The following is a 25281-nucleotide window of genomic DNA, read 5'->3' as shown; positions in this document are numbered from 1 at the left end:
CACAAAGTCTAAAGCTTACCTTTTTCAGTGGCCCATTATTTCCGCGGTTTTTTTACTTATTTATAAAAGCTTTAATTTCTTCTTCTGTCATGGATGAATCGCATTTCACATTTACGCTATCACTCTTAGTAAAGATGAATCCAGGAACCGTTGGAATATCGTATTTATTACGGAAGGTCGTAATGCCTTCCCTATCCGATTCTTCTACACTATTGACGTAATAGATATGCGTATCCGTTTCCTCAGCAACCCTTTTTAGAGTTTTTACGAATTTTTGACAATAAGGGCATACAGCCTTGCCAATATAGATTACGGCTTCAACTTCCCCCGTTATCAATTCCTCTGCTTTTATCGAATCAATTCTATCAAAACCAGCTACATTTTCTTCATAATTAGTATTCATAAGCTCCATCTCCTTTATATAATAGTTCGCGACAATAGGGATAATTTATATTTTAACCAATTTAGCCTTTTTTGAACCTCTTACTTCTGCAAATATTCTACAATAGTAGATTGACTCATTTCCCCCAATGATTTTTTCCGTAAAAGGAATCACATAGAGGTCCTTGATCAAAGCGTACCCTTGTTCTGCAACAAAAGAAAACACTTGTTCCACAACAGATTTATCGATTGTTAATTCTGGACTGACGTGCAAGTAAGTTAAATATTCCGTCGCATCAATGATCCGGCAATCTTCCATACCGTGGTGAATTCAATTTCAGCTTTAATTTGTTCGATTGAATGCTCTTGATCAAAGCTAAATTAGACAACAAAAAGGAGGAATTCTCTAAACTAGTACCCATAGACTGGACACTTTGAAAAAAGGTGTTTAGTGTATGGGTACCAGTTTAGACACCATTTTCAAGGTATTCCTCTTTCAAGTCAGTGTTCAAGCTTCTAGTTTATTAGTTTAATCAATCTAAAGGTATCGTATAAAACGAACGATAGCCATTATTGTTCGTATACCAGACAATTTTATTGCCACTAATAATAGGATTACATTCTGATAATACAACGTTCTTGATGGTTTGGATACTATCCAATCTCTTCCCGGCTCCATCTATCAGAACATACTTAACATCACCGTGATTATAATCATTATCGAATTCCTGCCACAATACCATCATCTTGTTGTCTGTTATCTTTACTAGTTTGGGTATAGATGCAATCTTATTCGTACCTACATATTTAGCCAAGGTGATATTATTCACTACAGTGCTATCCTTAGGAACTACACTAAGAATGATATCTCTTTGATCTTTCTTTAAACCAACCATCTCATAAGATGTATACTCTTTAACCAAAGAATGATTAATGCTATTCATTGCGACAATATAGCTGTTCGAAGACATTTCAAATCCGCCTACTGAAACTCCCGTGGTGTTCGCCCCAATTTTTCCAGGTATATCAAACAGGTTTACATCGCTGTAGCTTGTTCCGTCTTCTTTATTCAGGACAATCGAACGAGGATACGCATCACCATGATCAACAAGAACATGCGTACTGCCATCAAACAATACATATTGATCAAAGGAATGACTAACATGGTTTTCTTGGAATCTACCCAAATCATTGGTTACGGTCATGGTTTTGGTATTCACAATAATGGTGAGCTGGGATTGATGATTTAATCCATCGTCTGTCGTGTATCTTTCACGTGAAGTGTGAAATACAAGCGTATCCTCAGCTTCAGCCATTCTACCTGCGCCTGCATCAAAAGGTTTTACTGTAAAACTCTCGCCACCCTTTATGGAGACACTGTCGATTCTTTTGAAACTTTTATCATAACGGACGATACGAATTACTTCTTTGTTATCCTTCTCTTCAGAGTTGTCTTGTCCAAAGGCAATATAGTTATACTTCTCACCGCTATAGAAACCACCAAACTTAGGTAGCTCGTAAGGAATCTTCTTTTTTGCACTCAATTCATACTTTTTGTTATATGTTTCTATCGTTACACCCTCATTTGCCTCAATGACGCTTACAGTCCCATTATTATTATCCACTAGATAAGAGTTAACTGTACTTTTCCATCTAGGAAAATATGCAGAATCTAAGTTATCCTTAGCATCAAAAGCCGTCTTAACGCGGTAGGCATGATCTGAGTTTGGAGTAAATATTAATAATCGATTGGACTTATTATCATATTCAATACTAAATGGAATCTTGCTTGCCAAATCTCTCAATTGAAAATAATTATTCCCATCAATATTGTATGCCTTAATCAGTTGTAACTTTCCATTCACTAGCACTTTTGAGGTTGAGAGCTTGGCTGAATAATTTCTATTGCTGCTATAATATTTACCTTTATCTGTCTTATCAAGCGTATACGCACGTCCTGTAATGATCTCTATAGCGTTACTCGCTTTATTCCAAGTTATATCGAATTGACTTGCAGTTCCTGAGAAATGCTCCGCTAAATCACGCAATCTAAAATAATTATTGTTTGAAATATTGAAACCATTAAGATTCTTCTCATGTCCATTAACAAATGTACTGCTCATCGTCACCTTAGCATTCACAGTATTACTCGCAAATGCTGTGGAGTCCAAGATCGGTGTAATTAATAATAAAATAAGTACTAAACTAAATATCCTCTTCATGCTGCGTTACCCCCATTAATTGTTAGTATCGGAAAAAAATCTTCCACATGTTCTATTGCTCATTATGTTTATCGGCCAATTTGTCTTACTTCTTAAATAACTAGGTCTCCAAATCCTTCGAATTTTAATTGAGATCGTAATCCAAGGGACATCCTCAATAATCTCAAGTCTAGTACTTGACCTTCGATCAAAGATCATTGCGGAACGCTGTAACGGAACTCAGTGATCTTATTTGCGATTTATTCCACTGTTCTGGATTGTAACGGAACTGTGAGACTTTATTTCATCATTAATCATGCACTAGAGCATCATTTGGAAGAAATAAGCTCAATCAGTTTCGTTAGATAATATTTGCCTTTTACTATGGACATATCCTTAAATGCGGATTACAATTACAAATGTTGCCCTAGAAGGCGAACGTTTGATTAACAAACCCCTAATATTATATGTATTCACCTCAATTGCTGTAGTAAAATGATTAGGTACATGGTATGTACAAGATCGAGAAAATAAGAACGATGCGATAGTTCATTTAAATGAAGATAAAAAATAAAATTCGAGGTGTACAACGAAGTGAAAACACAAACAAATAAGCAAGATAGCGCTCAAGAGAGGCTACAACATTTAACTGTCTTACCCGACGAGAAAATTTCATTCGGTAAATCAGCTGTCCTAGGTTTACAACATGTATTAGCAATGGATGTCTATGTCGTTCCTTTCCTTATTGCGATGTTAATCGGTTTACAACCTAATCAGTCAAGTGCTTTGATTCAATCTACCTTTATTGCTGCTGGGCTTGCAACCATTGTACAAACCTATTTCTGTATGAAGCTACCTATGGCTCAGGGTCCATCCTATGTTCCTCTTGGTGCCATCGTCACGATTTATGCCACTAGTGGTGGCGGGGAATTAGGTTGGAGTTCGGTCTTAGGTGCTGGCTTAATTGGTGCGATCTTAGTTATTATCTTGGGCTATACTGGGATTTTCAATAAGATTGTTAAATCATTTATCCCCCCCCTTGTAGGTGGTACGATCATATTTATTGTAGGTCTTTCCTTATTACCTGTTGCCATAAGAGATAATATTTATGGCGCCACTGACGCTACAATTAATCAAAGCGTGTTACTTGCCCTGATTACTGGTGCTGTACTACTTATTTTCGTGATCCTAGGTTCTTTGTTACGTACTAAAGGATCTATATTCCGCATAACTTCCGTGATGTTTGCGTTAATTATCGGATGTATTGCTGCAAAGTTTATGGGTGTCCTAGATTTCTCAGCTGTTCAAAACGCCAAATGGTTTAGCATGCCGCGGGTCCCTTTTAAAGATTTCGGATTTTCTTTCGACTTTTCTGCTATTATCACGATGGTCATTATTTATATCGTACTGCTGGCTGAAACAACAGGTACTTGGTTTGCTATCAGCAACGTGATCGATAAACCGTTAACGGATAAAAACATTAACCAAGGTGTTATTGGAGAAGGAATTAGCTGTCTTATTGCTTCATTACTCGGTTCAACTCCTGTTACCGGGTATTCTACAAATGCAGGTATTATTTCCATCACAGGAATTGCGAGCCGCCGAGTCTTTCTTGCTGTTGGAGGATGGTTTATCCTCTTCGGTTGTTCAAGTAAATTAGCTGCTTTAATATCTTCAATTCCAACACCTGTCATCGGCGGCGTATTCGCCATCGTCTGTGGAATTATCGCGATTAACGGTATGCAGGTGATGAAAAACGAGAACATTGGAGAAAAGGAAATGTACGTTATTGCGATACCGATGATTTTAACGTTAGCGTTAGTACTCATTCCTAAAGATTTCTTATATTCTTTACCTACTATCGCACAATATTTATTGGGCTCTCCTCTTTTACTTGCTTCGATGGCAGCGATATTATTGAACAAATTATTGCCAAGCGCACAATAAGTTGTAAAGCGCAGCTATTGAAATCGGGGCGATCCATTCCCCTTTAATAGTGTTCATTCACCTCACGCCACCTTGAGAGCAAGGTATCTCGATGCTCAGCAGCGATGTCGAAACGATATGTCGTGAGTAATTCCTCTAATTGAACAGAAGCCAGCAGTGGATGAGCTTTAATATTCGGTAGCACAGGTAAGGAAAAGGCTGAATTCATGTAATCCGTCTGTGCGTCGCTCGACAATACGAAGTCCACAAGCTCCTTCGCAGCAGACTTATTCTCTCCACTCTTCAAGATGGATACAGCCCCGACCTCCCAACCTGCCTGTGGAGGGATGGAGGAATAGATGGCGTATCCGGAGTTCGCGAAGCGAAGCTGGTCTCCCATGAAGCTAACTACCGCAGCGACTTCACCAACAGCAAGACGCTGCGCAGAGCCAATTCCTGAGAATGTCGTCGACGAGCTTTGCATCTTCAGGGCGTGCATAAGTTGCACAGCCTTCTCCTCGCCTCGTTCCTGGGCAAGCGAAGCCAATAATGTATATCCCGTTCCTGATGTTTCAGGATCGGGAATTTCTATTTTCCCTTTAAGCTCTGGTCGTAATAAGTCTTCGTATCTCACCGGCAGTGCTAAAGGCGCAAGTTGAGGATCCTGCTTCCATACTTGCTCGTTCACGCCGATGGCCAACGCACCCATATACATACCCGTCCAGAAGCCGGCTTTATCTTTGTATATTTCGGGTATATTATCAACCATACGTGGTGAATATCGAATTAATCTTCCTTTATTCTTTAGCTGCTCATGAAGGTCAGCTGGTCCCCCAAGGACGACATCGATGCCTATCTTGTTCATCGTCAACAGATGATAATTCGCCTCTCCACTGGACATCCGAATGACCTCGTAGGAATGACCTGTTTCCTTCTTGAATTTTTCCAGCAGAATACGTGCCTCATCCTCCTGAAATATCACATATATCTTGAGCGGCTGGTTACTTTGCTTACCGGGAAAAAACGATATTAGAATAAGCGCAACTGCCACTACCATCGCAATAATAATGCTTCTATTTCTCAAGTGACATGTCTCCTCCCTTTTGCTAACACTTAGTCATCTTCTAAACTGCCTTATATACAACCCAAAGAAGGAAAACAGCCGTTCTCCTTTTTAGGGTATTACTTGATTTTATTCAATACCTTTTTTAATAATATGGATCTTATCAGTCGCTGCACTCATTTGGACTTGACCTTCAAAGGTCTTCTGACCAATATCATAGGCATCCACAATCCATTCCTTACCGGATTGATCAGCTAGAAAGTATCGTTCCTTCTCACCTAAGAACATAGACGATTTGACGACTCCGAAGATGTGAAACTCATCCGTCTCTAGTTGATTTAAACGTAATGACTCTGGGCGAATACTCAGAAGAACCTTCTCACCATTTGTCAACTTCTCATCCGTAGAAATCGTAACGTTATCACCTAATTGACCGTAGCAAATCGTGGCCTTGCCTTCTTTAATCTCCGTGACTACCGCCTCGATAAAATTGGTAGTACCAATAAAGTCAGCTACATATCGTGTACGTGGTTTATAGTAAATTTCATGCGGTGTACCGTGCTGATCAATAGCCCCTTTATTAAAGACCACGATCTGATCCGACATCGATAACGCTTCCAGCTGATCATGTGTTACATAGATGACGGTGATTCCAAGCTCCTGCTGAATGGTTCGTAGTTCTACCCGTACCTCTTCACGTAGTTTAGCATCGAGGTTACTAAGTGGCTCATCCAGAAGAATGATTGGTGAATTCATGACTAGGGCGCGGGCCATCGCTACACGTTGCTGTTGACCGCCAGACATTTCATGGGGATAACGCTCTTCTAGTCCAGTTAATTTGACCTGAGTCATAACATCCTTAACTCGTTGTTGCACTTCCGCTTCAGGTCGTTTCTTAATATCTAGCCCATAGGCAATATTATCAAATACCGTCATATGCGGGAAAAGTGCATATTCCTGAAACACCATTGGTGTTCCCCGTTTGTAAGGGGGTAAATCGTTTACTAGCTTCCCGTCAATCCATACCTCACCTTCATCAATCGTGTAGAAACCTGCGATAGATCGTAGTAATGTCGTCTTGCCGCAGCCACTCGGACCTAGGAAGGTGATGAACTTCCCTCTTTCAATCTGTAAGTTTATATTTTTCAGGACATGGTTTTCGCCAAATACCTTATTTACATTTCTTAGATCAAGTAGAATGTTGGATTCCATCGTGCCCTCTCCCTTCTCTATCATTAGAAATCGAATATTTTCACTTTAGAGCGGAAGATCAACTTGATTACGCCAAGTGTAGCTAATGTAGTACCCATTAACCCCACAGCCACAGCCGCTGCCCAATAGTAGGTTCCTGTCTCGGCGTAGTTAAAGATCGCCACGGCAGCAACAACCCATTTTGGAGTTATTAAGAAGATAATCGTACTCAGTGTATTCATATTTTTCATAAACGCATAGACAAAATTCGCTACAACAGTTTTCTGCAGCATTGGAAATACAATCGTTGTTAGCGTCTTACGGCTATTCGCACCCAGGTTATTGGATGCTTCTTCGATCGATTTATCCACTTGTTTAAAAGATGCGGTCAATCCACGATACCCAATCGGCATCTGTTTGAGTAACATCGCAATGACAATGAGCGCCGCAGATCCCTGCAAGACGATCGGACCTTTACTAAAAGCAACAATTAGTGCAAGACCCACGAATGTCCCTGGAAGGGCAATCGGTAGAACCGCGCTGAAATCAAGTAGTCTTTTACCCGGAAAAGGCTTCCGGACAACAATATAAGCAAGAACTAAAGCGAATGCTACAGCCAGTACGGCACTGATTAACGATAACACTAAGCTGTTCAATACAGCTGGACTGGATGAACTAAATACAACCTTCATAATGTGATCCAGTGTGAATGTATTATCTCGACCGAAATTTTTCGTAAAGGCAAATAGAATCGTAATTGCAAACATTGACATAATGAACAATGAGATCATGCTGTTAAAAGTAAAGAGTAGCGCATCTACTTTCTTGGATGTTGTAATTCGTTTCAATCCGGATACTGGCTTACCTGTAATTGTAGAGTAGGAGCCTTTGGATAAGATCTTATTCTGAACCCAAAATACAATCAATGCAGGAATCACTAGAATAATCCCCATTACAGAAGCAAGTCCTGCTTCGTTATTAATGATCTCTCCGTAAATCTCAACAGCTAGAAGTGTATAGTTACCACCAATCAGCTTCGGATTCCCGAAGTCAGCGAAACAGTTAATAGCAACTAGCAAGAAGGCGTTAATAACACCTGGTAGTGCAAGTTTAAGCGTAATGGTACGGAACATGTTAAAACCTCTTGCTCCAAGATTCTGCGCTGCAATCTCTAAATTCGGTGATATCGCTCGCAACACACCCGTTATGGTCATATAGGCCAGCGGGAAATAGGAAATGGTCTGAACAATCCATAGACCTGGGAGTCCATACAGATCAAGTTCGAAATTGAAATTGGTATTTAACCATTGAGAGATCATGCCGCCACGCCCGAATAGTAATAGGAATGCTAATCCACTCATGACCGAAGGAGCTAATAATGGAATAAAGGCAATAAATCGGAAGAATTTCTTACCCTTGATATTACTGTAATGAATGGCATACGCGTATATGAATCCGAACACAGTTGCAGTAAGTGCAGATAGCGATGAGCTGACTATCGTATTTAATAACGCTCTACCATAACGTGGTTTACTAAAGAATGTTGCCCAATTGTCAAAACCTGATGTAAATACAACAACTATAAGCGGATAAATGACAAACAAAATAAGAAATATAAAACTGGTCAGTACAAGCACGAGTGACGACGGATCTTTGAAGAGCCTCTTGATCGACTCCCCAATGCCCTTTTTTTCTTTCATAGGGGGCGACTCCCACCTTTCTGCTATTCAATTAAGGGGCATTAGCCTGACTATGTATAGCCATGCTTAATGCCCCAGTGGCTCCTTTATTTCAAATCTTTTAATGCACTTTGCAACTCTTTACGTTGGGAAGCTGCTTTCAACAAATCATAGGCATCGTTGTATTTCGTAGTCTTAATATCGATACCACCTTTTGGAATCGGTACAGAAGCTTTAACAGATACAGCGTATGCTGATTGCGTATACAACTCACCTGGTTCATTTGTAAGCATATAGTCCATCAATTTCTTCGCAGCTTCTGTGTTAGGTCCACCTTTTACAATCGACAATGCCCCTACTTCATAACCTGCGGCTTCAGGTACAATACTAACAATCGGATTACCTTGGTATTTGATCTTCAATTGGTCACCTAGGAAAGTCACACCAATGGTGTACTCGCCTTTAGCAGCTTTCTGAATTGGCTCAATGCCAGACTTCGGTCTTTCTTTCAGATTCGGTAGCAACTGCTTAATGTAGTTCAACATTTCATCATCACCCCATACTTGGGCCAGTGAAGCTACTGCTGTATAAGCAGTACCTGAAGTTGCTGGATCAGACATACCGATCTCACCTTTGAATTTAGGATCGAGTAGATCCTTAAAGGACTCAGGATATGGATCACTACCGAACTTATCCTTCCAACGTTCCTCATTAATACCGATCGCAATTGGATTGAGATAGAATCCTGTCCAGAATCCCTCTTTGTCCTTCATATTATCAGGAATATCAGAAGCATTCGGAGAGACATAAGCTTCTAATGAACCCGCTACTTTCAACACTTGGTGGGAGTCCGCTGGTCCACCCATCAGGAAGTCTGCTTGTGGATTTGGCATTTCATTCTGAACACGAGATACCGCTTCACCGCTTGGCAAGCGTAGAATATCATAATCAATTCCCGTCTCAGCTTTGAATTTATCTAGTAATTTACGAGCTTCTTCCTCTTGGAAGATGGAATATACGGTGATCTTCTGATTTTCTTTGCCACCAAATATACCAGATTTGAACATAAAGAACCCCGCTACTAGCACAATCACTATGACCGATAAAATAATGGCCGAACTATTATTCTTTTTATTTCTTGCCATAGATTAAACCATCCCTTCAATTTTAATATGAGGTATCGTTTAACTTGAAATAAGCTCTTTGGTTCGTCTCATCTAGAAGGTCATATACCACAATGTATGCACTGTTATATCGATCTAAGTGGATCCAGTGCTTCTTCTCTCGATAGTTACTCGAAAGTTGAATGACAATGTGTGTGTCTGGCGGTTGTTGCAAGTCATTAAAATGGCTGAAATCGATAATGCTCGTTGCTGCCAAGATCTGTGACGTTAATTCCTGTCTCTCTTGTTGCGAGAGAGCTGTAAGTACACCCTGCTGAAGTGAGAATACGTCGTTCTTCTTGTTCTCAACTGCAGACCCAATCCTCCCCGGAGTTAGGAGCTTATCGATGAGGGTACTTTGCAACTTACGGATATTAGCACTCACATTGAGCGAATTGACCAAGCTCTCACCGAAGTGAAACGCGTTGGTCTCCACTTGGAATGGAATATCCTCTTGATCCAAGTAGGCCATCGTTCCTGTCAACAACAACCGCGGAACCTGGTTCGATTTACGCTGAGTACCTACAGATAATAGTCCCGAAAAAGAGGATTTCAATTTCAATAGTTCCTTCGGATCCTCAATGGTGAGGGTTCCTAGACCTGGATATGTAATATCCATGCGCATTGGAACTCCAGCAACACGGTCGAGACTATTCTGTTTAGGTGGTACAATATGCACAACGTCAACAGGTGTACGAAAGGCGTATGAGCAACTTACGATTAATAGACTACCCACAATGACTTGTAACAGGATGAGACGAAACCATGAAAGCCCTTTCATATCCTCTGTCATTTACTTTAACCTCCACATATATCAAAAGAATTTTAGATTTGTATCAATTTTGTAACAGCGATTACATTTATGTATTTACTGGGAACCTGAGCTGAACTTCCGTCCCTTGTCCGTCCATACTGTTGATAACAATGCTCCCCCCCTGCAGTTCCATGAACTGCTTACAGATGGGCAATCCCAATCCATGAGATTCGTTAGTGATCACACGATCCTGTTTTTCATCTGAGGGTAGAAATAACATTTGCTGATCCTGATACGATATTCCCTTCCCATTATCCACAATACGAACCTGACCATAGTATTCATTCTGCGTAAGTTCAATATGAAGTTGTGTACATTCACTATGCTTAATGGCATTATCAATCACATTAAATATCACCTGTTGTGTTCGCTCGGGATCTAGATATACGTCACAAGATGGGATTTCCACCGTGATAGCTATCGTTGATTTCTTGAGTGTTGGTTGAAGAATACGTAAGCTGTCAGTAATAATGGTCCCTACATCAGTACGTACGAGTACGATACGCCATGCTTCCTTGCCTTTAAGCGATGTATGCAGTAGATCATCCACCATCGTTAATAACCGCGCACTCTCTCTACGAATGTAAATATTACAGTCTTGTATATCTTCCGTTCGGTTCATTCTTGCAATTAAATCAGAGAATCCGATAATTGAAGTGAGTGGTGTCTTTAACTCATGGGTGATGTTATCATAAAAGGCCTTCTGTTTCCCTTGTTCATAATGCAGCATTTCAATGTGATGTTGCAGCGCATCCGACATATGGTTGAAATCCTTAGCCAATCCCCCTACTTCATCCTGACTGCTTATCTCTATCTTTCTACTAAAATCACCGATCGAAACGGACTTAAGTGCCTGTTGTAACGCATGCAAAGGTTTCACTAAAAAAGATAAAAAGGAATAGCTGGCCAAAAGCGAAAAAATCAAACCGCTCATTGCTGCTCCTATAAACCATCTACGCATCTTGTTAAGTGTTTCTATATTCTCCTGAAGGTCCAATAAATAACGAAATCCACCCACCATCTTCCCCTCATACCAAAAGGGCACTGAATAGATAAGATATTGCGTACCTTCTCCAGCGGTAATAACGGTCGTTGTGTTCCCAGAAAGTGCTATCTTGATATCATTACGTTTGAGCAGATTCTCCTTATCACTGCTGCTACCGACAATCGTCTCATCTAATGCGAACAATTGTACTTGGAAGTTGCTGTTCGAAGCTAAATGTGAGGCAATAAAAGGTGCATACGTACCAGAGAATAATTGTTCAATATTGATTTTCTTATCACTCACAATCTTCAAGGCCTCAATCCTATGCAACGCAGAATACTGACTTAACGTCTGGGTATCACGTTCGATCATACTTTTGTTAAGCGTATAATTAACGATATAATACATCGCCATGAGTAACATAACGATTGTAACGGCATGTTGGATAAACATCTTATTGCGCAGCCCCATATGCTATACCTCCAGCTTATAGCCTGAACCATGTACGGTGGCGACCAAATGTTCATTCGGTCTCATTTTCTCTCGAAGACGATTCACCATCATATCCACGGATCGTGTATTACCATAATAATCGTATCCCCAGACCTGATCTAGCAAATCCTCTCTCGTAAACACCCTCTTCGGATTAGCACATAACAACCACATAAAGTCGAATTCTTTACTAGTCATTTTTAGGAGTTGATCGGCAATCTTACAGGAACGCTCATGCTTGTCAATTTCAATAGGTCCAATCCGAATGAATTCGGTAGACACCACTACCTTCATCCGCCGCATAACTGCCTTAATCCGTTCAATCAGTTCACGTGTCTCAAAAGGTTTCGTTAGATAATCATCGGCTCCAAGTTGGAATCCTAATATCTTGTCATTCATTGCATTCTTTGCAGTGAGAACGATCACCGGAACTGCACTATATTGTCGTTGGAGTATCTGAAGAAGCTCGAATCCAGAACGGTCAGGCAACATGATATCCAGTAGTATAATATCCGCATAACCAGACTCAATCTCTATTAATCCCATTGCTACGGTGCCTACAACTTTCGGATGATACCCTTCAACTTCTAGGCTTAATTTAAGCAACATCTGGATGCTAGGATCGTCTTCAATAATAAGTATATTCATACTTTACCTCCCTTTTCCGCTTGCAGTGAGTATAGACCGAGCGCTCGTCCTTGCTTCCGGCTGAGATTCCTCCAATGTCGTCTTCATCAATAACATACTTTCCAATCTATCAATCAAACATTGTACGGTTGGTTGCTCATGTATACAACTATACATGTATTGTTATATTTTATTAATATAATTTAGTTTATGCAATTTATATCCACGTCGGAGAATGAGTTGCTATGATGAACTGGGCTTCATTTTCTAAATCCTTAATGATACGTAATCATGCTAATTGCCGTGCTGGAGAAGAGCGGCCTCTTTCTCCTCACCAAAAAGACTCCCGCTGGCATTAAGCCGTGGAAGCCTCTAATAATTTGAATCACCCTTAAACGAATACATACTCACCTTCACCTATTTTGATGGTTTTCCCTTTTAGTGCTATCGAATCCGTTTCAAAAATCACCTGCTTGAATTGGTTCTCGTCTCCTTGTACGAAATCAAACGACTTATCTCCAATCTTAAGGCAGAACCGATCATCCTCTGACTCTGCAACAGGCATTTCGAATATCGTTCCCCAATGTTTAGCGGTAGCTGCTGGATCAGAAACTTTGAATACTGCTTTCACGATTTCAGAATCCCCTGCAGGATGGGGCTGAATGACTCCAGTTGATGTCAGTCTTTCCAATCTCTCTGCATCTGTCGCGTTCCATTGTATGATGAAAGGATAGACTAATCCTTGAAAGTCGCCATTAATAGTCATCATACGCCACTCTATTAATCTACCCTCGTTATCCAGACGGTTACCATTGATGATAGGAGATAATGATAAGCCTGCTACCTTCAGGGAAATAGCTATTTCCTCAATATCATCCGTCCGGATAACTACTCTGCTTATAATTTCATGCTCCGGCAGAAGTCTTACCGCGTCTTTCACCACAAGGTTATGTTCCGTTTCTTTTGCTAATTCAAGATTCTCAATGCCTAGAAACTCTAGATAGGTAAGTCCAAAATAACTTAAGGCATTGTAGGTTCCCCAATCTTTATGAGAGCCTCCCTTAAAAGCAACCAAACCATGATCCCCAAAGATTTCAATCGGTTTGGCCAGATCATTGACATAGTGTACTAAATGATCCCATTTCAACGTTGCCATGATTATTTCACTCCTAACTCAGTAGTACGCTTTACAGCTGCAAGAACACTTCTTTGGAGGCCGGCAGCAAAGTCACTGTTGTTCAACTCGTACAAGCCATGCATCCCGACACCGCCCGGTGAATTATTAATATCAAGGAGCTGTCTTGGATGTAGCTCTGTTTGCTGCAGCATAGCTACCGATCCCATCAAATTCTCCAGTGTAACCCTACGGGCTTGATCACGCGGCAGTCCGGCAAGCACACCTGCATCCACAAGAGATTCAATGAAATAATAGATATAGTTAGGACCAGCCACACCAAATCCGGTGAAGACATCCATTAATGCCTCATCCAAATATTGTACCTTTCCAAATCCAAGTAAGAAAGGCTCTACTTGATCACGAGTAGCGTTAGCATTTAACGCTACTCCGCTATATCCGTACCCTGTATCAGTCAAAGTATTAGGAATGACCCGGATAATGGGCCGGTTAGATCCGAAATAACCAGCTAACTGATCATTCGTCACACCCGCCACAATCGATACGATTGCAGCAGTGGATGAAGCAAATTGTTGTACGATTTGTCCAAGTGTAGTCAAATCATCCTGTGGGCGAACTGCAACTACAATCATATCTGCTATAGACAGGCTATGCTCTTGCGAACTCCCCGTATCTACTCCGTATTTGGTATTCAAAAACTGAAGACGAACCTCATTCATGTCTGATACACTGATTTGGTTAACAGATAGGGTGTTATTGGATATACATGCGCGAATGATAGCTTCCGCCATCTGTCCTCCACCAATAAAATGAATCTTTTCTTTTGTCAATCTGCTCACTTCCTTAATTAATTGTTGTCCCAAGCTTCTGGCAGGATAAAACCATCGTATTTCTTTATTCCAAGAATATATTCTTCAAACTCTTTGGATTCATAAGCTGCTTTCAAGTCTTTGGCCCACTGAGAGTCTTCATCCTTTTTATTAACAGACACTATAATTCTGTGTTCCATAGGCGTATTTTCTATTTTCAAGGCATCCGTAATCTTTCTGTCCGAATTAGCAATATAATTACCATTTACAACGCCATAATCAACATCTTGAAGGGACACTAGGATTTGAGCCGGGTCCAATATTTTTATGTCAATATCATATTTATCCGATTCCATACTGTTAATGTTAAAATCCGCTACGCCTGCCCCATCCTTTATTTTGACCCAACCCAATTCTTCCATAATACGCAGTGCACGTTCTTGATTCACCGGATCGTTCGGAACAGCTACGGTTGTACCATCTTTAACATCGTCTAGTGTCGTATGATTTACGGAATAAAGACCCTGCGGAGCACCTGGCACATAAGCGATTCCTACCATATCCGCATTAATCTCTTTGTTGAGGGCCTCCATATAAGATGTACTTTGGAATATACTTGCGTCAATTGAGCCTTCCTTCATCGCTGGATTGACTTGCATATTTTGCGAGAACGTTTTGATTTCAACGGAATAACCTTGTTTCTCTAAGATCGGTAGAATCGATTGACGGAATTGTTCTTCATAGGTACCCACACCAAATCCAAAGGTAAGCTTCTTCTTATCTCCAGAGTTATCCTCTTGGTTATTACCACAAGCTGCTAATACTGCTAGGACACCAATCATTAATACTATCATTATCTTTTTCATATCTTCTGCTCCTATTCAAATACAGATTTTTTTAGTTGTTCCAATGCCTCATCCGTCACATTAAGTGGGATCGCGCAATTTGGAGACAGAATAAACGGCTGGTCTTTCATTAACGTCAATGCTTCTTTGGCCTGCTGCTTGATTTGTGCAATATTGTTTACAGCAAACAAACCATGATCAACTCCACCTACTTTAGTAGCTTTGAGATTTGCATCTAAACCTGGATTTCCCTCGGCTATAGTATCCCAACTGATCCCATCAATCCGATAATCGTTGAATTTCTCAGGTTGGGCATAGGCTCCGCAAGTATGAAGAATGTTTTTGCCATAGCTTGCAGCTTCTAAGACGATAGAATCATAAGGTCTGGACAACTCATCAAACATAGCTTCGTCGAATAATCCAGGGTGAGCTGTACCCGTCACAGCGTAGAACAAACCATCAGAACCTGCTTGCTGTAGCTCTTGTACATAATCAGCTAATGTTAATGAGATCGCATGTAACGCATGGTGTGCTGCCGCTCGATGTTCCTTAAACAAGGATTCCAAGGTTACTGGGTGCTCAATACCAAACACAGTTTTTGTAACATAAGCAGAACGGCCTACAATAAATAGCAACACAGTTAATGGTGAAAATACCGTTTGGATTAGAGGGGTATCTGGTAACCCTTGACGAATTTGCCTAACCGCATCTAAATGCTCTGCCAAAGGTGCTGTATGTATAGCCTTTTTGACTTCGATGTCCCACAGATTAGCCGCTGCTTCAATAGCAGTCGTGTGCTGCCGCGGAAATACGGTCTGATAATCCGTAAAGTCGTATTGATTACCCCATGCTTCCGCTAAATAAGTCGCTCTTGGATTAATCTTGACCCAATCCCAATCATATTTTTTCGTGAAAGAAATCGTAGTTTGTGCTAAATCATCAGCATTTTGTTCTTTGTCGATAAAATGGCGCCATCCACTCACAATTGGACGATCCGCCCTTTCTCCGGATAATATCGCTTTAAATCTGTCTTGCTTACTCCAATTACGCATCTGTCGATTTCCTCCCATATTATATAATGACTAGTAACGGCGAATTTTTCTTGCTAGTGTGTTACCTAAAGATTGAATACCTTGCACTAAAATAATAAGAATAATCACGGTGGCAACTACGACAACAGTGTCAAATCGTTGGTATCCATATACGATAGCCAAGTCTCCGACGCCGCCGCCCCCTACCGTTCCGGCCATTGCAGTTGCACCTATCAAGCCAATCGTTGCCGTTGTCAAAGACAGGATTAATGATCCGACGGCCTCTGGCAACAAAAAGTACCATATGACTTGAAATGGAGTAGCCCCCATCGCCTCAGCAGCTTCAAGAATTCCTGGGTTCACTTCAAGCAAGGAGTTCTCTACCAACCGTCCTATATAAGGTGCGATATAGATAATCAGCGGTACGATTGCTGCGTTTGTTCCAATCGAAGTATGAACAATCAATCGTGTGAAAGGCACAATCGCAACTAGTAAAATAATAAAAGGCAATGAGCGAATGATATTGATAATCGGATTTATTATGGCGTAAAGCGTTTTGTTCTCCAATACCCCACCCGGACGAGTGATTACAAGCAATATTCCAAATGGGATCCCTATCAGAGAGCCCACAAACAAGGAAATCCCTACCATTTGAATCGTTTCTATAATCGCCTTCATAAATTGGTCACCTGTTACTGTGGTCGAAAACATTAGATTCTACCTCCTCTACACCGACTCCACCTTTTGTCAAAAAAGATAAAGCATTGTTAATTTCTGATGTCTCACCATCGAATTGAATAATCACTGTTCCCAATGTTGTTTCTTGAATCTCCGTCGTATTCGCAAATAAAATATTGACCTTTATATCATAGGAGCGAATCATTTCAAACAGGATAGGCTCAGAGGCCCTTTCCCCCACAAAATTAAGTTTATAAATCAGACTTCCGGGTTCTTTTTTGATGGATTTTTGCACGCTTGGTGTAATGCTATTTTGAATAACCGTCTTCACAAAATTTTGCGTAGCCTGATGTTTGGGATGTCCGAATACTTCGAGAACGCTTCCTTGTTCAATAATCCGGCCGTCTTCCATCACCGCCACCTTGTTACAAATCTCTTGAATGACAGACATTTCATGTGTAATGATCATCACTGTAATGTTATATTCAGCATTGATTTTCTTTAAAAGCTGTAAAATAGAATGTGTCGTCTGTGGATCTAAAGCAGATGTCGCTTCATCACACAGAAGGATAGACGGATTCGAGGCAAGCGCTCTAGCAATTCCGACACGCTGCTTCTGTCCACCTGATAATTCACTCGGATAACTCCCCGCTTTGTCACTTAATCCAACAAACTCTAGCAGCTCCAGTACCCGCTGGCGTATTTCATTCTTATTCTTTTTTAGTAGAACGAGAGGGATTGCCACATTATCAAATACCTTTTTAGATTCTAATAGATTGAAATGTTGAAAAATCATACCTATATTCTTCTTAGCAACTCGTAGTTCTTTATCGTTGTATGTTCCTAAATCACGCCCAGCAACCACCACTTGTCCTTTAGTGGGTCTTTCCAAGTAATTGACTAACCGAATTAATGTGCTTTTCCCCGCACCACTATAACCGATAACCCCAAATATATCGCCCTTTTCAACCTTTAAATCGATTCCTTTTAGCGCATCAATAGTGATCCCCTTCCGAGTGAATGTTTTGTAAACATCCTTTAATTCAATCATTTACATTCCCCCCAGTCGTATTTAGGATTAAGCTTTCTCTATCAGCTTCAACAATGCTTGTTCTGCCAATGAAGCAAAATATTTAGCAGCTGGTAATATCGCAGCCTCATCAACATCGAATCGAGGATGATGCAAAGCATAGGCAGGACCGGTTCCTATATTTACAAAGGCACCCGGTATCTGCTGTAAATATAATGAGAAGTCTTCTCCTCCCATTTGCGGTGGGATATCGTGTACCTCATATCCGGCATGTAAGGCGATTTCTTTCGTAAAATCAGCCCATTCGCCATCATTTATAGCTGCTGGTGGACCTGGATACCAATGTAACTCTGCCTCTGCTCCAGCTGCTGCAGCAATCCCTTCAATTAATCGAGTCATTTGTATTGGAATGAGGCGGCGAATCTCTTCATTATGAGTTCGAACCGTACCTTCTAATTCAACCTTTTCTGGTAGTACATTCCACGTGAAGCCCCCATTAATTCGGGTAACAATTAACACAATCGGTTCCATAGTACTGTTCTGTCGGCTTACTATGGTTTGTAACGTTGTAATGATTTGAGCCGCAAGGAGAATGCTATCCACACCTTTCTCAGGAGTAGCAGCATGAGTACCAACACCTTTTACCGTTATTTCAAACCGATCGACACCAGCTGTTAGAGCTCCCGTTCTCGTTCCAAAGACACCTGTAGGTAAGTCTGGTGAATTATGTAACCCAAATATTGCAGTAACATCTTCGAGGCCTCCTGTTGCTAAGACACTTTCCGCCCCGTGTCCTGTTTCTTCTGCTGGCTGGAACAATACTCTAACTCTTCCAGGCAATTCACTTTCACGATCCTTCAATAAGAAGGCAGCCCCCAATATAGTAGCCGTATGGAAATCGTGACCACACGCATGCATTTTCCCAGATATCTCAGAAGCAAAAGGCAATTCAGTTTGTTCTTCTATCGGAAGTGCATCAATATCACAGCGAATGGCTACAATGGGGCCGTCACTCTGTCCAATTTCTGCGATGAGTCCGGTTTGTAACGGCAGGTCTAGAATATGAATATTGGCATTCGTCAGCCATTTCCGTAGTTTCTCTGTCGTTTTAAATTCTTCATATGCTAGTTCAGGCTCACGATGTAAATTTCTTCGAACGTCTATTAGTTGATTTTCTAAAGCTTGATCAACCTCATTTAGTGGATTCATAGGTGAAATACGCCCCTTTCGTTATGCTTCCAAATTTTCTTCAATCCCAATTAATCTTTTCAATACTATATTCAAATTAATCCGCCCCGTAAAGTCGGAATTAAAAACAAATGTACTCTCGGCATAAAAAAAAGGCGTATTCCCATTCAAATCTGACATGGAAATACGCCCTTTTTGATAAAGTTCATTTCATGAATCCAAAAAACATCTTATGTTACTTTGTTTTAAGTTCTAACGTAAGCCTTCATTGTGCCGATTTCTTTGCCGACACTATTCCCATGAGGACTTATCCGATATTCGCCAACAATTGCTGGTATGATAATCGTCTCAGCGTAGTGAAGAATGAATGGCTTAAATGCATCTGTCGTACTTTCGATGATCGCCTCTTCTCCCTCAATTAAGATAAGGACGTTGACGCCACCATCCGTATGATGGGTAACTGGGCTCGAGAACCAATGCCTTCTAGTTTCTATAAACTGCCGTTCATGTAAGCCGGTTCTTTCTTCGACCCAGCCTTCTCCATCAGCAACCTTTTCGACACGATTAACGATGTTCTGCTCTACCCAAGTCTGATCTCGCTCCCATTGGATCGTATTAAAACCATGCTCCAAGTGGACTGGTCTCGGCAGCCCATCCATGCCAAGTCTTCCCCAATCCCATAGCTTAAACGTGAAGTAGTTGGGCGTTGAACTAATTTCTAGAACTAATGAATTCGTACCTTGCGAATGAATCGTTCCTGCTGGGATCAGGAAATGATCATGCTTTTTAGCTGGAAATTGATTGATATACTTCTCATCATCGAAATGACTGCCGTCTGCATAGGATTTCTCCAAATCTGCGATCATATCATTGCGGTTGATATCATTTTTTGTACCCATATAAACCGTTGCGCCTTCCCCTGCATCCATCACATAATAGCTTTCATCCTGCGTATAATGGACACCGAATGTCTGCTGTACATACTCAACGGTAGGGTGAACTTGTAGGCTTAGATTTTGTCCTTCAAACGTATCTAGGAAGTTAAATCGAATGGGGAATTCCGCCCCAAATCGCCCATAAACCGCTTCCCCTAATAAAGGTGCAGGATGTCTAAATACGGCGTTCATTGCAGGTACCTCGACACGTACATCGCCATATTTCAGAAAGAGACTATTTTCTTCAGGCACACCATTAAAGCTCCAAGCATAATTTTTCACCGATGGATCAAGGCCCAGCTTTTCTTTCATCCACTGACCACCCCAAACTCCTGGAGCGAAGTATGGAACAACTCTAAACGGCTGATTCACCGTTTGTTCAAGACCAGCCAAATAGCTTGTCCCGTCAACCAGCTTAGGGTCATTGTCTTGATTCGTATCCAAAAGATAGTCGATCTTCTCGAACAGTTTACGCTTATGGCGATCCGCGACTCTCCATTCGAAAAAGTAGCCCCGCTTAATTTTCCGAACAGCATCCTCGTTACGATTGTCCGCTTTCCAATTGGAAATGGCGTTATTATTATATCTTGTCGTAATTTCCCATCTGGCCATATCCGCATAAATGAGTAGATCTGGTTCACAGACTAGGCTAGCACCGACGCCATAAACAATAACTAATCCTTGATCAATGTTAGTAATCGCATCTCTTGCCTCTTCAATAAGCTTAGCATCTAGAAAATCACTGAAGTTATGAAGCGCCATTCTTCCAAATACACGATCCTCTGTTAAGTTAAACTGAATCATTTCTGTTACTTTCTCATTCGAATAATATAAGTCATCAGCATACACCGTATGAGCCGCCCGCATAGCTGAGATAAGATTAGATTGTAGCTCTTCCATTCTCACACCAGGATAACAGTCAATCACTACTATTGTTTTCGTCTTCCCTAATCTCTCGATCGCTGTTTGAAGCTCTTGTTGAATATGGCTATAACCTTGCCAAGCATTGTTATGTGCACCCGTTACTACAGTTTCTGGATAAAAGTCGAAATTAGTCAATTGATTCCCACCTTTCATGATCTTTGTGTTGTAGCAAAACCGATGCGCCTTTAAATGTGCTAAGTGATGTATCACTTGAGAACTCGAGTGGAAGTGTTTTATTATGAAGTGTTTCTCGAATACCATCGATAAATAAATCATGGCACTTTGTAATTTGACCTCCAAAGATAATCGCATCTGGCTTAAAGATTTGGATATTCCTATTCAAAGCTTTACCAATCGTCCGACCAAACGTTTGAAATAACAAAATAGCTTTCGGGTCTTCCGCTCTAGCCATATCCGCAAGCGTTTTGACCTCATCATCTACCATATGAATCCCCAAATCACGTGCCAGATTAATAATACCTCGTTTGGAAATATAGTCATCGACGATCGAATCCCCGAACTCCTGATTATAAAGCCAACCGTTTGGCGGTACATCTTCTTGATCTGTTACTAACTCTCCATTGTTCATAAATGCTGAACCAGCGCCCGTTCCGATCGTTATGAAAATACATCTGTTGTAATGCATCGCCTTGCCTGATAAGCGTTCACCTAAAGCAAATAAACTTGCATCGTTGCCAAAGACAATTTGAAATCGATCGCTTAATTTTGTACTGAAAGAAGCCTCGTCACGCAGGCGGTTAATGATAAGTTCGTGAACGTTCTCTCCATACAAATACTCGAATTTATCAACATCCTTAATGTAGCTTATACCATTGTCGTAATCGAACGGACCTGGAAAAGCATACCCCACACCCGTAATTTCAAAATGAGGATCCAAAATGCTATTCGCTTGCTGCTTAATAATATTAACTAAGTGATCGATGATCTCATTCTTGGTTTCTTTTGATTTTGCGGGATAAACGGCATAAGAATTAGGGACGATCCCTCCTTCATTATTTGAAATTGCGGATTTAATAAATAATCCTCCTACATCAAAAGCAATCGAATATTCGTTCATGCGTCGTGTTCACATCCTTCTCGGCCAAGTGCCTAACTTCATTGATTCATAATTTCAGTATAATCAGAGTTATTGTTATCGTCTTTTTAAAATTCAGTCACAAGTTTATAAAATAAGGACATGAGATACACGCTCGTGTTAATATATGCTACTATAAAGGCGAATTCATCGTTAGTTCATTTCATTTATTAAGGCAGGTGACCGGTATGGAATGGACTCATTTATTTGCAGATGGCTCCATGGTACTGAATAAAGAAGTGACGCAAATTAATGGATCCGATGCTTCTATATTAGTTCACTATTGGGGCGCCCATCCTAATCATTATAATAATAAGCCACACGAACATTCCTTCTTTGAAATGTGCTATATCGTTAATGGCGAGGGAGTGTACCAAGATGACAAGCAATCTTTTCCGCTGCGAAGTGGAACACTCTTCCTTTCCCGCCCATTCGTTGAACACCAAATTTTAAGCGAGGCTGGGCTCGAAATCATATTCGTCGCCTTTGAACTCCATAAAGATAACTCAACAGCAAAGTTGATTGAGCTTTTCGCCCGACTTGAAAAAACGGAACGTTTCTTTATAAAAGATGCAGAACAGACACCCGTCGTTAAGCTGTGGACATCCTTACTCACCATGTCCTGTAATTCGTATATATGGTTTAATGGTGGCATGCAAGGCTTGTGTTCTTCCTTTTACTCAAGTGTCATTGGACAATTTACTCCACCACTTCCTAGTGATAAACCAAATAAAGAATATACCATTTACTCCTCTTTAATGTACCGTGCAAAGCTATACATCCATGACAACCTATCTCGACCGTTAAAATTAGATGAGGTAGCCAACTATATTCACATTTCAGGAAGACATTTGTCACGTATATGTCAACAAGAGCTCGGTCAATCCTTTTCAAGCTATGTCAAAAAAGAAAGAATCAGAAAAGCCAGCATGCTGCTTACAGATGCTGACCTTACCATTAAAGAAATTTCGGTCATTTTAGGATTTAATACAGTTCACTATTTCACCAGCGTATTCACAGATGAGATGGGCATTCCACCAGGCGAATTCAAAAAGAGATTCAATCAACAGTATCAGTAAAAGAAATGAAAATAGACCGCCCTCATCTAAGCTAGCGATCTAAAAAGGATATCATCATTTTATCATTTGTTTTTAAGTCTCAAATTCGATTAACGTCTCCGTAGGCGTTCCTGCGATTTATCGCAGGAGCTGTATTGGTATGCACGCTGTATGTCCATTGATTCAGTCCTCTATTATCAAAATCATGGTGCGGTTATTCTTTATATATGGTTTTACGTCAAGATCGCTTTACGAATGTCATAATCGGTTAGATCGATATCTAATTCCATTCCAAGTGCTAACTTAGCCAACTGAACTCCGATATAAGGGCCCATCGTTAATCCGGAGGCACCTAGACCGTTTACCGTAAGAAGTCCTTCCCAAGCTGGAATGGCGCCTAAGACCGGAAGAAAGTCGGCTGTAAAAGGACGGAAGCCCACCCTCACTTCCTGGAACGTACTCTCCGCCAGATCAGATGCGAATGTAAGACATTTGCTCAAGATTTCGTGCATTCCTCCGGGCGTAATCCTCGTATCGTAGCCTTCAACATTATTTTCATGCGTCGCCCCTACCACGATTCTCTGCTGTTCAAAGGCGAGCAGGTATTGATCAGAAGGTGGCATAACGACCGGCCAGTTGCCAGTATTTTGATTGGTATCTGGAATCTGCAAGTGCATGATTTGCGCTTTCTGATTAGTTACCTTGAAATCAATGCCTAAAGGTTCTAGCAACGGTTGCGCCCAAGCCCCTGCACATACGATAACGATATCAGCCGGATAGCGATTCGCCCCAACCGTTACGCCCGTTACACGGTTGGATTGAAATTCTAGCTTAGCATCCCCATATATAAGTTCAGCCCCGTTCCTTTGGGCAGATCGAAGCAAAGCATCACGCAACGCTCGGCCATCAACACGCGCAGCCCCACTAATATGAATGGAAGAATATCCTTCCTCGAGCAGCGGGAAGAGCCCACGGGTCCTATGTTCATCAAGCCGGGTAATCTCACCGATTTCTGGCGCGTCTTCTATACGCTTGTAGGCTCGCTCTTCCATTTTGTCGATCTTCTCCGGATCCATATGTATACTGAGGGCACCGACCTTGGCATAGCCGGTTTCGGTTTCCCCTTCTTTTTCAAGCTCTTCAATGAGCACAGGGTAATAACGCGCTCCAGCTTTCGCAAGCCGATACCAAGCCTGATTGCGCCGCTGCGACAGCCAGGGACAAATAATGCCAGCAGCTGCATCCGTAGCCTGTCCTTCATCTTTCCGATCGATGATGAGGACATCTACTCCCTGCTTAGCCAATTGGTATGCGGTCGAAGCTCCAGCAATTCCCGCTCCAATGACAATGACCTTCATGATGATTTCACTCCTTTCTGTAGTCGATGTTCTCATTTTCTCAGACTCAACCTTTTATTATAAAATTACGCACTTTCATCCATTTTCCTGAAACAAATTCATCAATTGTTCCCGTTTTCGGTCTAAAACAAAATCGATGTTGTGTTCTTCTATCAAATCCCACCGCTTCAAAAATTAAGCCATCACCCAGTTGTTCCTTATAAAACACCTGCTTTAATCCTAATCTATTCATCATTTCAAGCTTGACATTCTCAATATACGTACGTGAATATGTTCTAGACATATGTGTTCCTCCTAGTAGTGTTAGTGAAATTATAGTAAAAGTACTGCAACGCACTCCGTATGTGTGGAGTGCTCAGTGTGAACAATCTTATACGATATGCTCCTACAAATAAAGTGCCAGACTACGAAAAGTTGTAGTCTGGCACTTGTTCTTTATATCCTTTTTCTTTCGTGAATTTCAAGAACCCCATCTGCAAGGTTGGTATATATCAGGTTCGTCGTATGGTCAAGGAATATATCCCTGAACTAGAGACTATATTTTCGGTGCAATAGTACATCTGTAAAAAGGTATACAAGCGAACCAATGGCAAGCGGAATGGCGAACAAGATGAAATAGGGGCTGTCCCATAAGTCATGAAAATGGCTAGGGGCCCCTTTTTTTGTATGGGA

Annotated in this window: 23 protein-coding genes and 1 pseudogene; 2 read left to right on the top strand and 22 right to left on the bottom strand. The window is 41.0% G+C overall.

All coding sequences use genetic code 11. The features are described 5' to 3' along the window. Positions 1 to 52: 52 nt before the first annotated feature. The 3 genes from ACH8E3_RS07630 to ACH8E3_RS07620 all read right to left on the bottom strand — a co-directional run bounded on the left by ACH8E3_RS07630 (position 53) and on the right by ACH8E3_RS07620 (position 2603). Complete coding sequence (locus ACH8E3_RS07630) at positions 53 to 403, bottom strand: thioredoxin domain-containing protein (RefSeq protein WP_458632026.1); 351 nt, start codon at positions 401 to 403, stop codon at positions 53 to 55. Positions 404 to 448: 45 nt separating this feature from the next. Further along, the gene (locus ACH8E3_RS07625) at positions 449 to 700 is read right to left on the bottom strand and encodes a hypothetical protein (RefSeq protein ID WP_458632025.1); all 252 of its coding nucleotides are present in this window, start codon (positions 698 to 700) and stop codon (positions 449 to 451) included. Positions 701 to 914: 214 nt separating this feature from the next. After that, complete coding sequence (locus ACH8E3_RS07620; protein ID WP_458632024.1) at positions 915 to 2603, bottom strand: hypothetical protein; 1689 nt, start codon at positions 2601 to 2603, stop codon at positions 915 to 917. A gap of 573 nt (positions 2604 to 3176) precedes the next feature. Here ACH8E3_RS07620 and ACH8E3_RS07615 point away from each other — a divergent pair. Then, a complete protein-coding gene (locus ACH8E3_RS07615) occupies positions 3177 to 4529 on the top strand; it encodes a uracil-xanthine permease family protein (protein WP_458632023.1) in 1353 nt (450 codons plus the stop codon). A 43-nt stretch (positions 4530 to 4572) separates the two neighbouring features. Here the strand turns inward: ACH8E3_RS07615 and ACH8E3_RS07610 are convergent, their stop codons facing one another. From ACH8E3_RS07610 to ACH8E3_RS07530, 17 genes and pseudogenes are all read right to left on the bottom strand, one after another. Continuing rightward, complete coding sequence (locus ACH8E3_RS07610; RefSeq protein ID WP_458632022.1) at positions 4573 to 5592, bottom strand: extracellular solute-binding protein; 1020 nt, start codon at positions 5590 to 5592, stop codon at positions 4573 to 4575. Between the two features lie 108 nt (positions 5593 to 5700). Next, positions 5701 to 6783 carry an ABC transporter ATP-binding protein gene (locus ACH8E3_RS07605; RefSeq protein ID WP_458632021.1) on the bottom strand — a complete coding sequence of 361 codons (1083 nt, stop codon included), beginning with the start codon at positions 6781 to 6783 and terminating at the stop codon, positions 5701 to 5703. 23 nt (positions 6784 to 6806) lie between these two features. Next, positions 6807 to 8462 carry an ABC transporter permease gene (locus tag ACH8E3_RS07600; protein WP_458632020.1) on the bottom strand — a complete coding sequence of 552 codons (1656 nt, stop codon included), beginning with the start codon at positions 8460 to 8462 and terminating at the stop codon, positions 6807 to 6809. An 86-nt stretch (positions 8463 to 8548) separates the two neighbouring features. Beyond that, on the bottom strand, positions 8549 to 9586 hold the full coding sequence (locus ACH8E3_RS07595; protein WP_458632019.1) for an ABC transporter substrate-binding protein: 1038 nt from the start codon (positions 9584 to 9586) through the stop codon (positions 8549 to 8551). Positions 9587 to 9608: 22 nt separating this feature from the next. Continuing rightward, complete coding sequence (locus ACH8E3_RS07590) at positions 9609 to 10397, bottom strand: DUF3919 family protein (protein ID WP_458632018.1); 789 nt, start codon at positions 10395 to 10397, stop codon at positions 9609 to 9611. A 67-nt stretch (positions 10398 to 10464) separates the two neighbouring features. Further along, positions 10465 to 11874 (bottom strand): ATP-binding protein, encoded by a 1410-nt coding sequence (locus tag ACH8E3_RS07585; RefSeq protein ID WP_458632017.1) that lies wholly within the window; start codon positions 11872 to 11874, stop codon positions 10465 to 10467. A 3-nt stretch (positions 11875 to 11877) separates the two neighbouring features. Continuing rightward, positions 11878 to 12543: a response regulator transcription factor gene (locus ACH8E3_RS07580; RefSeq protein WP_458632016.1), complete on the bottom strand. Its 666-nt coding sequence runs from the start codon at positions 12541 to 12543 to the stop codon at positions 11878 to 11880. Between the two features lie 208 nt (positions 12544 to 12751). Further along, positions 12752 to 12835 (bottom strand): annotated as a pseudogene (locus ACH8E3_RS07575) (AAA family ATPase); the annotation flags it as partial. A 78-nt stretch (positions 12836 to 12913) separates the two neighbouring features. Continuing rightward, the gene (locus ACH8E3_RS07570) at positions 12914 to 13678 is read right to left on the bottom strand and encodes a VOC family protein (protein WP_458632015.1); all 765 of its coding nucleotides are present in this window, start codon (positions 13676 to 13678) and stop codon (positions 12914 to 12916) included. Positions 13679 to 13680: 2 nt separating this feature from the next. Then, a complete protein-coding gene (gene proC, locus ACH8E3_RS07565; RefSeq protein WP_458632014.1) occupies positions 13681 to 14487 on the bottom strand; it encodes a pyrroline-5-carboxylate reductase in 807 nt (268 codons plus the stop codon). A gap of 17 nt (positions 14488 to 14504) precedes the next feature. After that, positions 14505 to 15332, bottom strand: a complete 828-nt coding sequence (locus tag ACH8E3_RS07560) for a MetQ/NlpA family ABC transporter substrate-binding protein (RefSeq protein WP_458632013.1) — start codon at positions 15330 to 15332, stop codon at positions 14505 to 14507. 11 nt (positions 15333 to 15343) lie between these two features. Continuing rightward, positions 15344 to 16363, bottom strand: coding sequence for a uroporphyrinogen decarboxylase family protein (locus ACH8E3_RS07555; protein WP_458632012.1), 1020 nt, complete (start codon positions 16361 to 16363; stop codon positions 15344 to 15346). A gap of 30 nt (positions 16364 to 16393) precedes the next feature. Next, on the bottom strand, positions 16394 to 17053 hold the full coding sequence (locus ACH8E3_RS07550) for a methionine ABC transporter permease (protein WP_458632011.1): 660 nt from the start codon (positions 17051 to 17053) through the stop codon (positions 16394 to 16396). Beyond that, positions 17028 to 18071 (bottom strand): methionine ABC transporter ATP-binding protein, encoded by a 1044-nt coding sequence (locus ACH8E3_RS07545; RefSeq protein WP_458632010.1) that lies wholly within the window; start codon positions 18069 to 18071, stop codon positions 17028 to 17030. The genes ACH8E3_RS07550 and ACH8E3_RS07545 overlap by 26 nt, the downstream gene beginning before the upstream one ends. A gap of 27 nt (positions 18072 to 18098) precedes the next feature. Then, the gene (locus tag ACH8E3_RS07540; protein ID WP_458632009.1) at positions 18099 to 19259 is read right to left on the bottom strand and encodes an amidohydrolase; all 1161 of its coding nucleotides are present in this window, start codon (positions 19257 to 19259) and stop codon (positions 18099 to 18101) included. Between the two features lie 224 nt (positions 19260 to 19483). Further along, positions 19484 to 21232 (bottom strand): class I mannose-6-phosphate isomerase, encoded by a 1749-nt coding sequence (locus ACH8E3_RS07535; RefSeq protein ID WP_458632008.1) that lies wholly within the window; start codon positions 21230 to 21232, stop codon positions 19484 to 19486. Continuing rightward, positions 21225 to 22175 carry an ROK family protein gene (locus ACH8E3_RS07530; RefSeq protein WP_458632007.1) on the bottom strand — a complete coding sequence of 317 codons (951 nt, stop codon included), beginning with the start codon at positions 22173 to 22175 and terminating at the stop codon, positions 21225 to 21227. The genes ACH8E3_RS07535 and ACH8E3_RS07530 overlap by 8 nt, the downstream gene beginning before the upstream one ends. 206 nt (positions 22176 to 22381) lie before the next feature. On the opposite strand from ACH8E3_RS07530, the gene ACH8E3_RS07525 reads away from it, so the two are divergent. Continuing rightward, positions 22382 to 23272 (top strand): AraC family transcriptional regulator, encoded by an 891-nt coding sequence (locus tag ACH8E3_RS07525; protein ID WP_458632006.1) that lies wholly within the window; start codon positions 22382 to 22384, stop codon positions 23270 to 23272. Between the two features lie 212 nt (positions 23273 to 23484). Here ACH8E3_RS07525 and ACH8E3_RS07520 read toward each other — a convergent pair whose 3' ends face one another. Beyond that, the gene (locus tag ACH8E3_RS07520) at positions 23485 to 24612 is read right to left on the bottom strand and encodes an NAD(P)/FAD-dependent oxidoreductase (protein ID WP_458632110.1); all 1128 of its coding nucleotides are present in this window, start codon (positions 24610 to 24612) and stop codon (positions 23485 to 23487) included. A 43-nt stretch (positions 24613 to 24655) separates the two neighbouring features. Continuing rightward, positions 24656 to 24892 (bottom strand): hypothetical protein, encoded by a 237-nt coding sequence (locus ACH8E3_RS07515; protein ID WP_458632005.1) that lies wholly within the window; start codon positions 24890 to 24892, stop codon positions 24656 to 24658. Between the last annotated feature and the right edge of the window lie 389 nt (positions 24893 to 25281).

This window comes from Paenibacillus sp. CMAA1364, from assembly GCF_054373195.1.
The sequence above is the reverse complement of the archived record's forward strand: the minus strand, read 5'-3'. Positions and strand labels throughout refer to the sequence as shown.

Coding starts and splice junctions, on each gene's coding strand:
- ACH8E3_RS07630 (WP_458632026.1), bottom strand. CDS start 403: ATGAATACTAATTATGAAGAAAATGTAGCTGGTTTTGATAGAATTGAT.
- ACH8E3_RS07625 (WP_458632025.1), bottom strand. CDS start 700: ATGGAAGATTGCCGGATCATTGATGCGACGGAATATTTAACTTACTTG.
- ACH8E3_RS07620 (WP_458632024.1), bottom strand. CDS start 2,603: ATGAAGAGGATATTTAGTTTAGTACTTATTTTATTATTAATTACACCG.
- ACH8E3_RS07605 (WP_458632021.1), bottom strand. CDS start 6,783: ATGGAATCCAACATTCTACTTGATCTAAGAAATGTAAATAAGGTATTT.
- ACH8E3_RS07600 (WP_458632020.1), bottom strand. CDS start 8,462: ATGAAAGAAAAAAAGGGCATTGGGGAGTCGATCAAGAGGCTCTTCAAA.
- ACH8E3_RS07595 (WP_458632019.1), bottom strand. CDS start 9,586: ATGGCAAGAAATAAAAAGAATAATAGTTCGGCCATTATTTTATCGGTC.
- ACH8E3_RS07590 (WP_458632018.1), bottom strand. CDS start 10,397: ATGACAGAGGATATGAAAGGGCTTTCATGGTTTCGTCTCATCCTGTTA.
- ACH8E3_RS07585 (WP_458632017.1), bottom strand. CDS start 11,874: ATGGGGCTGCGCAATAAGATGTTTATCCAACATGCCGTTACAATCGTT.
- ACH8E3_RS07580 (WP_458632016.1), bottom strand. CDS start 12,543: ATGAATATACTTATTATTGAAGACGATCCTAGCATCCAGATGTTGCTT.
- ACH8E3_RS07570 (WP_458632015.1), bottom strand. CDS start 13,678: ATGGCAACGTTGAAATGGGATCATTTAGTACACTATGTCAATGATCTG.
- ACH8E3_RS07560 (WP_458632013.1), bottom strand. CDS start 15,332: ATGAAAAAGATAATGATAGTATTAATGATTGGTGTCCTAGCAGTATTA.
- ACH8E3_RS07555 (WP_458632012.1), bottom strand. CDS start 16,363: ATGCGTAATTGGAGTAAGCAAGACAGATTTAAAGCGATATTATCCGGA.
- ACH8E3_RS07550 (WP_458632011.1), bottom strand. CDS start 17,053: ATGTTTTCGACCACAGTAACAGGTGACCAATTTATGAAGGCGATTATA.
- ACH8E3_RS07545 (WP_458632010.1), bottom strand. CDS start 18,071: ATGATTGAATTAAAGGATGTTTACAAAACATTCACTCGGAAGGGGATC.
- ACH8E3_RS07540 (WP_458632009.1), bottom strand. CDS start 19,259: ATGAATCCACTAAATGAGGTTGATCAAGCTTTAGAAAATCAACTAATA.
- ACH8E3_RS07530 (WP_458632007.1), bottom strand. CDS start 22,175: ATGAACGAATATTCGATTGCTTTTGATGTAGGAGGATTATTTATTAAA.
- ACH8E3_RS07525 (WP_458632006.1), top strand. CDS start 22,382: ATGGAATGGACTCATTTATTTGCAGATGGCTCCATGGTACTGAATAAA.
- ACH8E3_RS07515 (WP_458632005.1), bottom strand. CDS start 24,892: ATGTCTAGAACATATTCACGTACGTATATTGAGAATGTCAAGCTTGAA.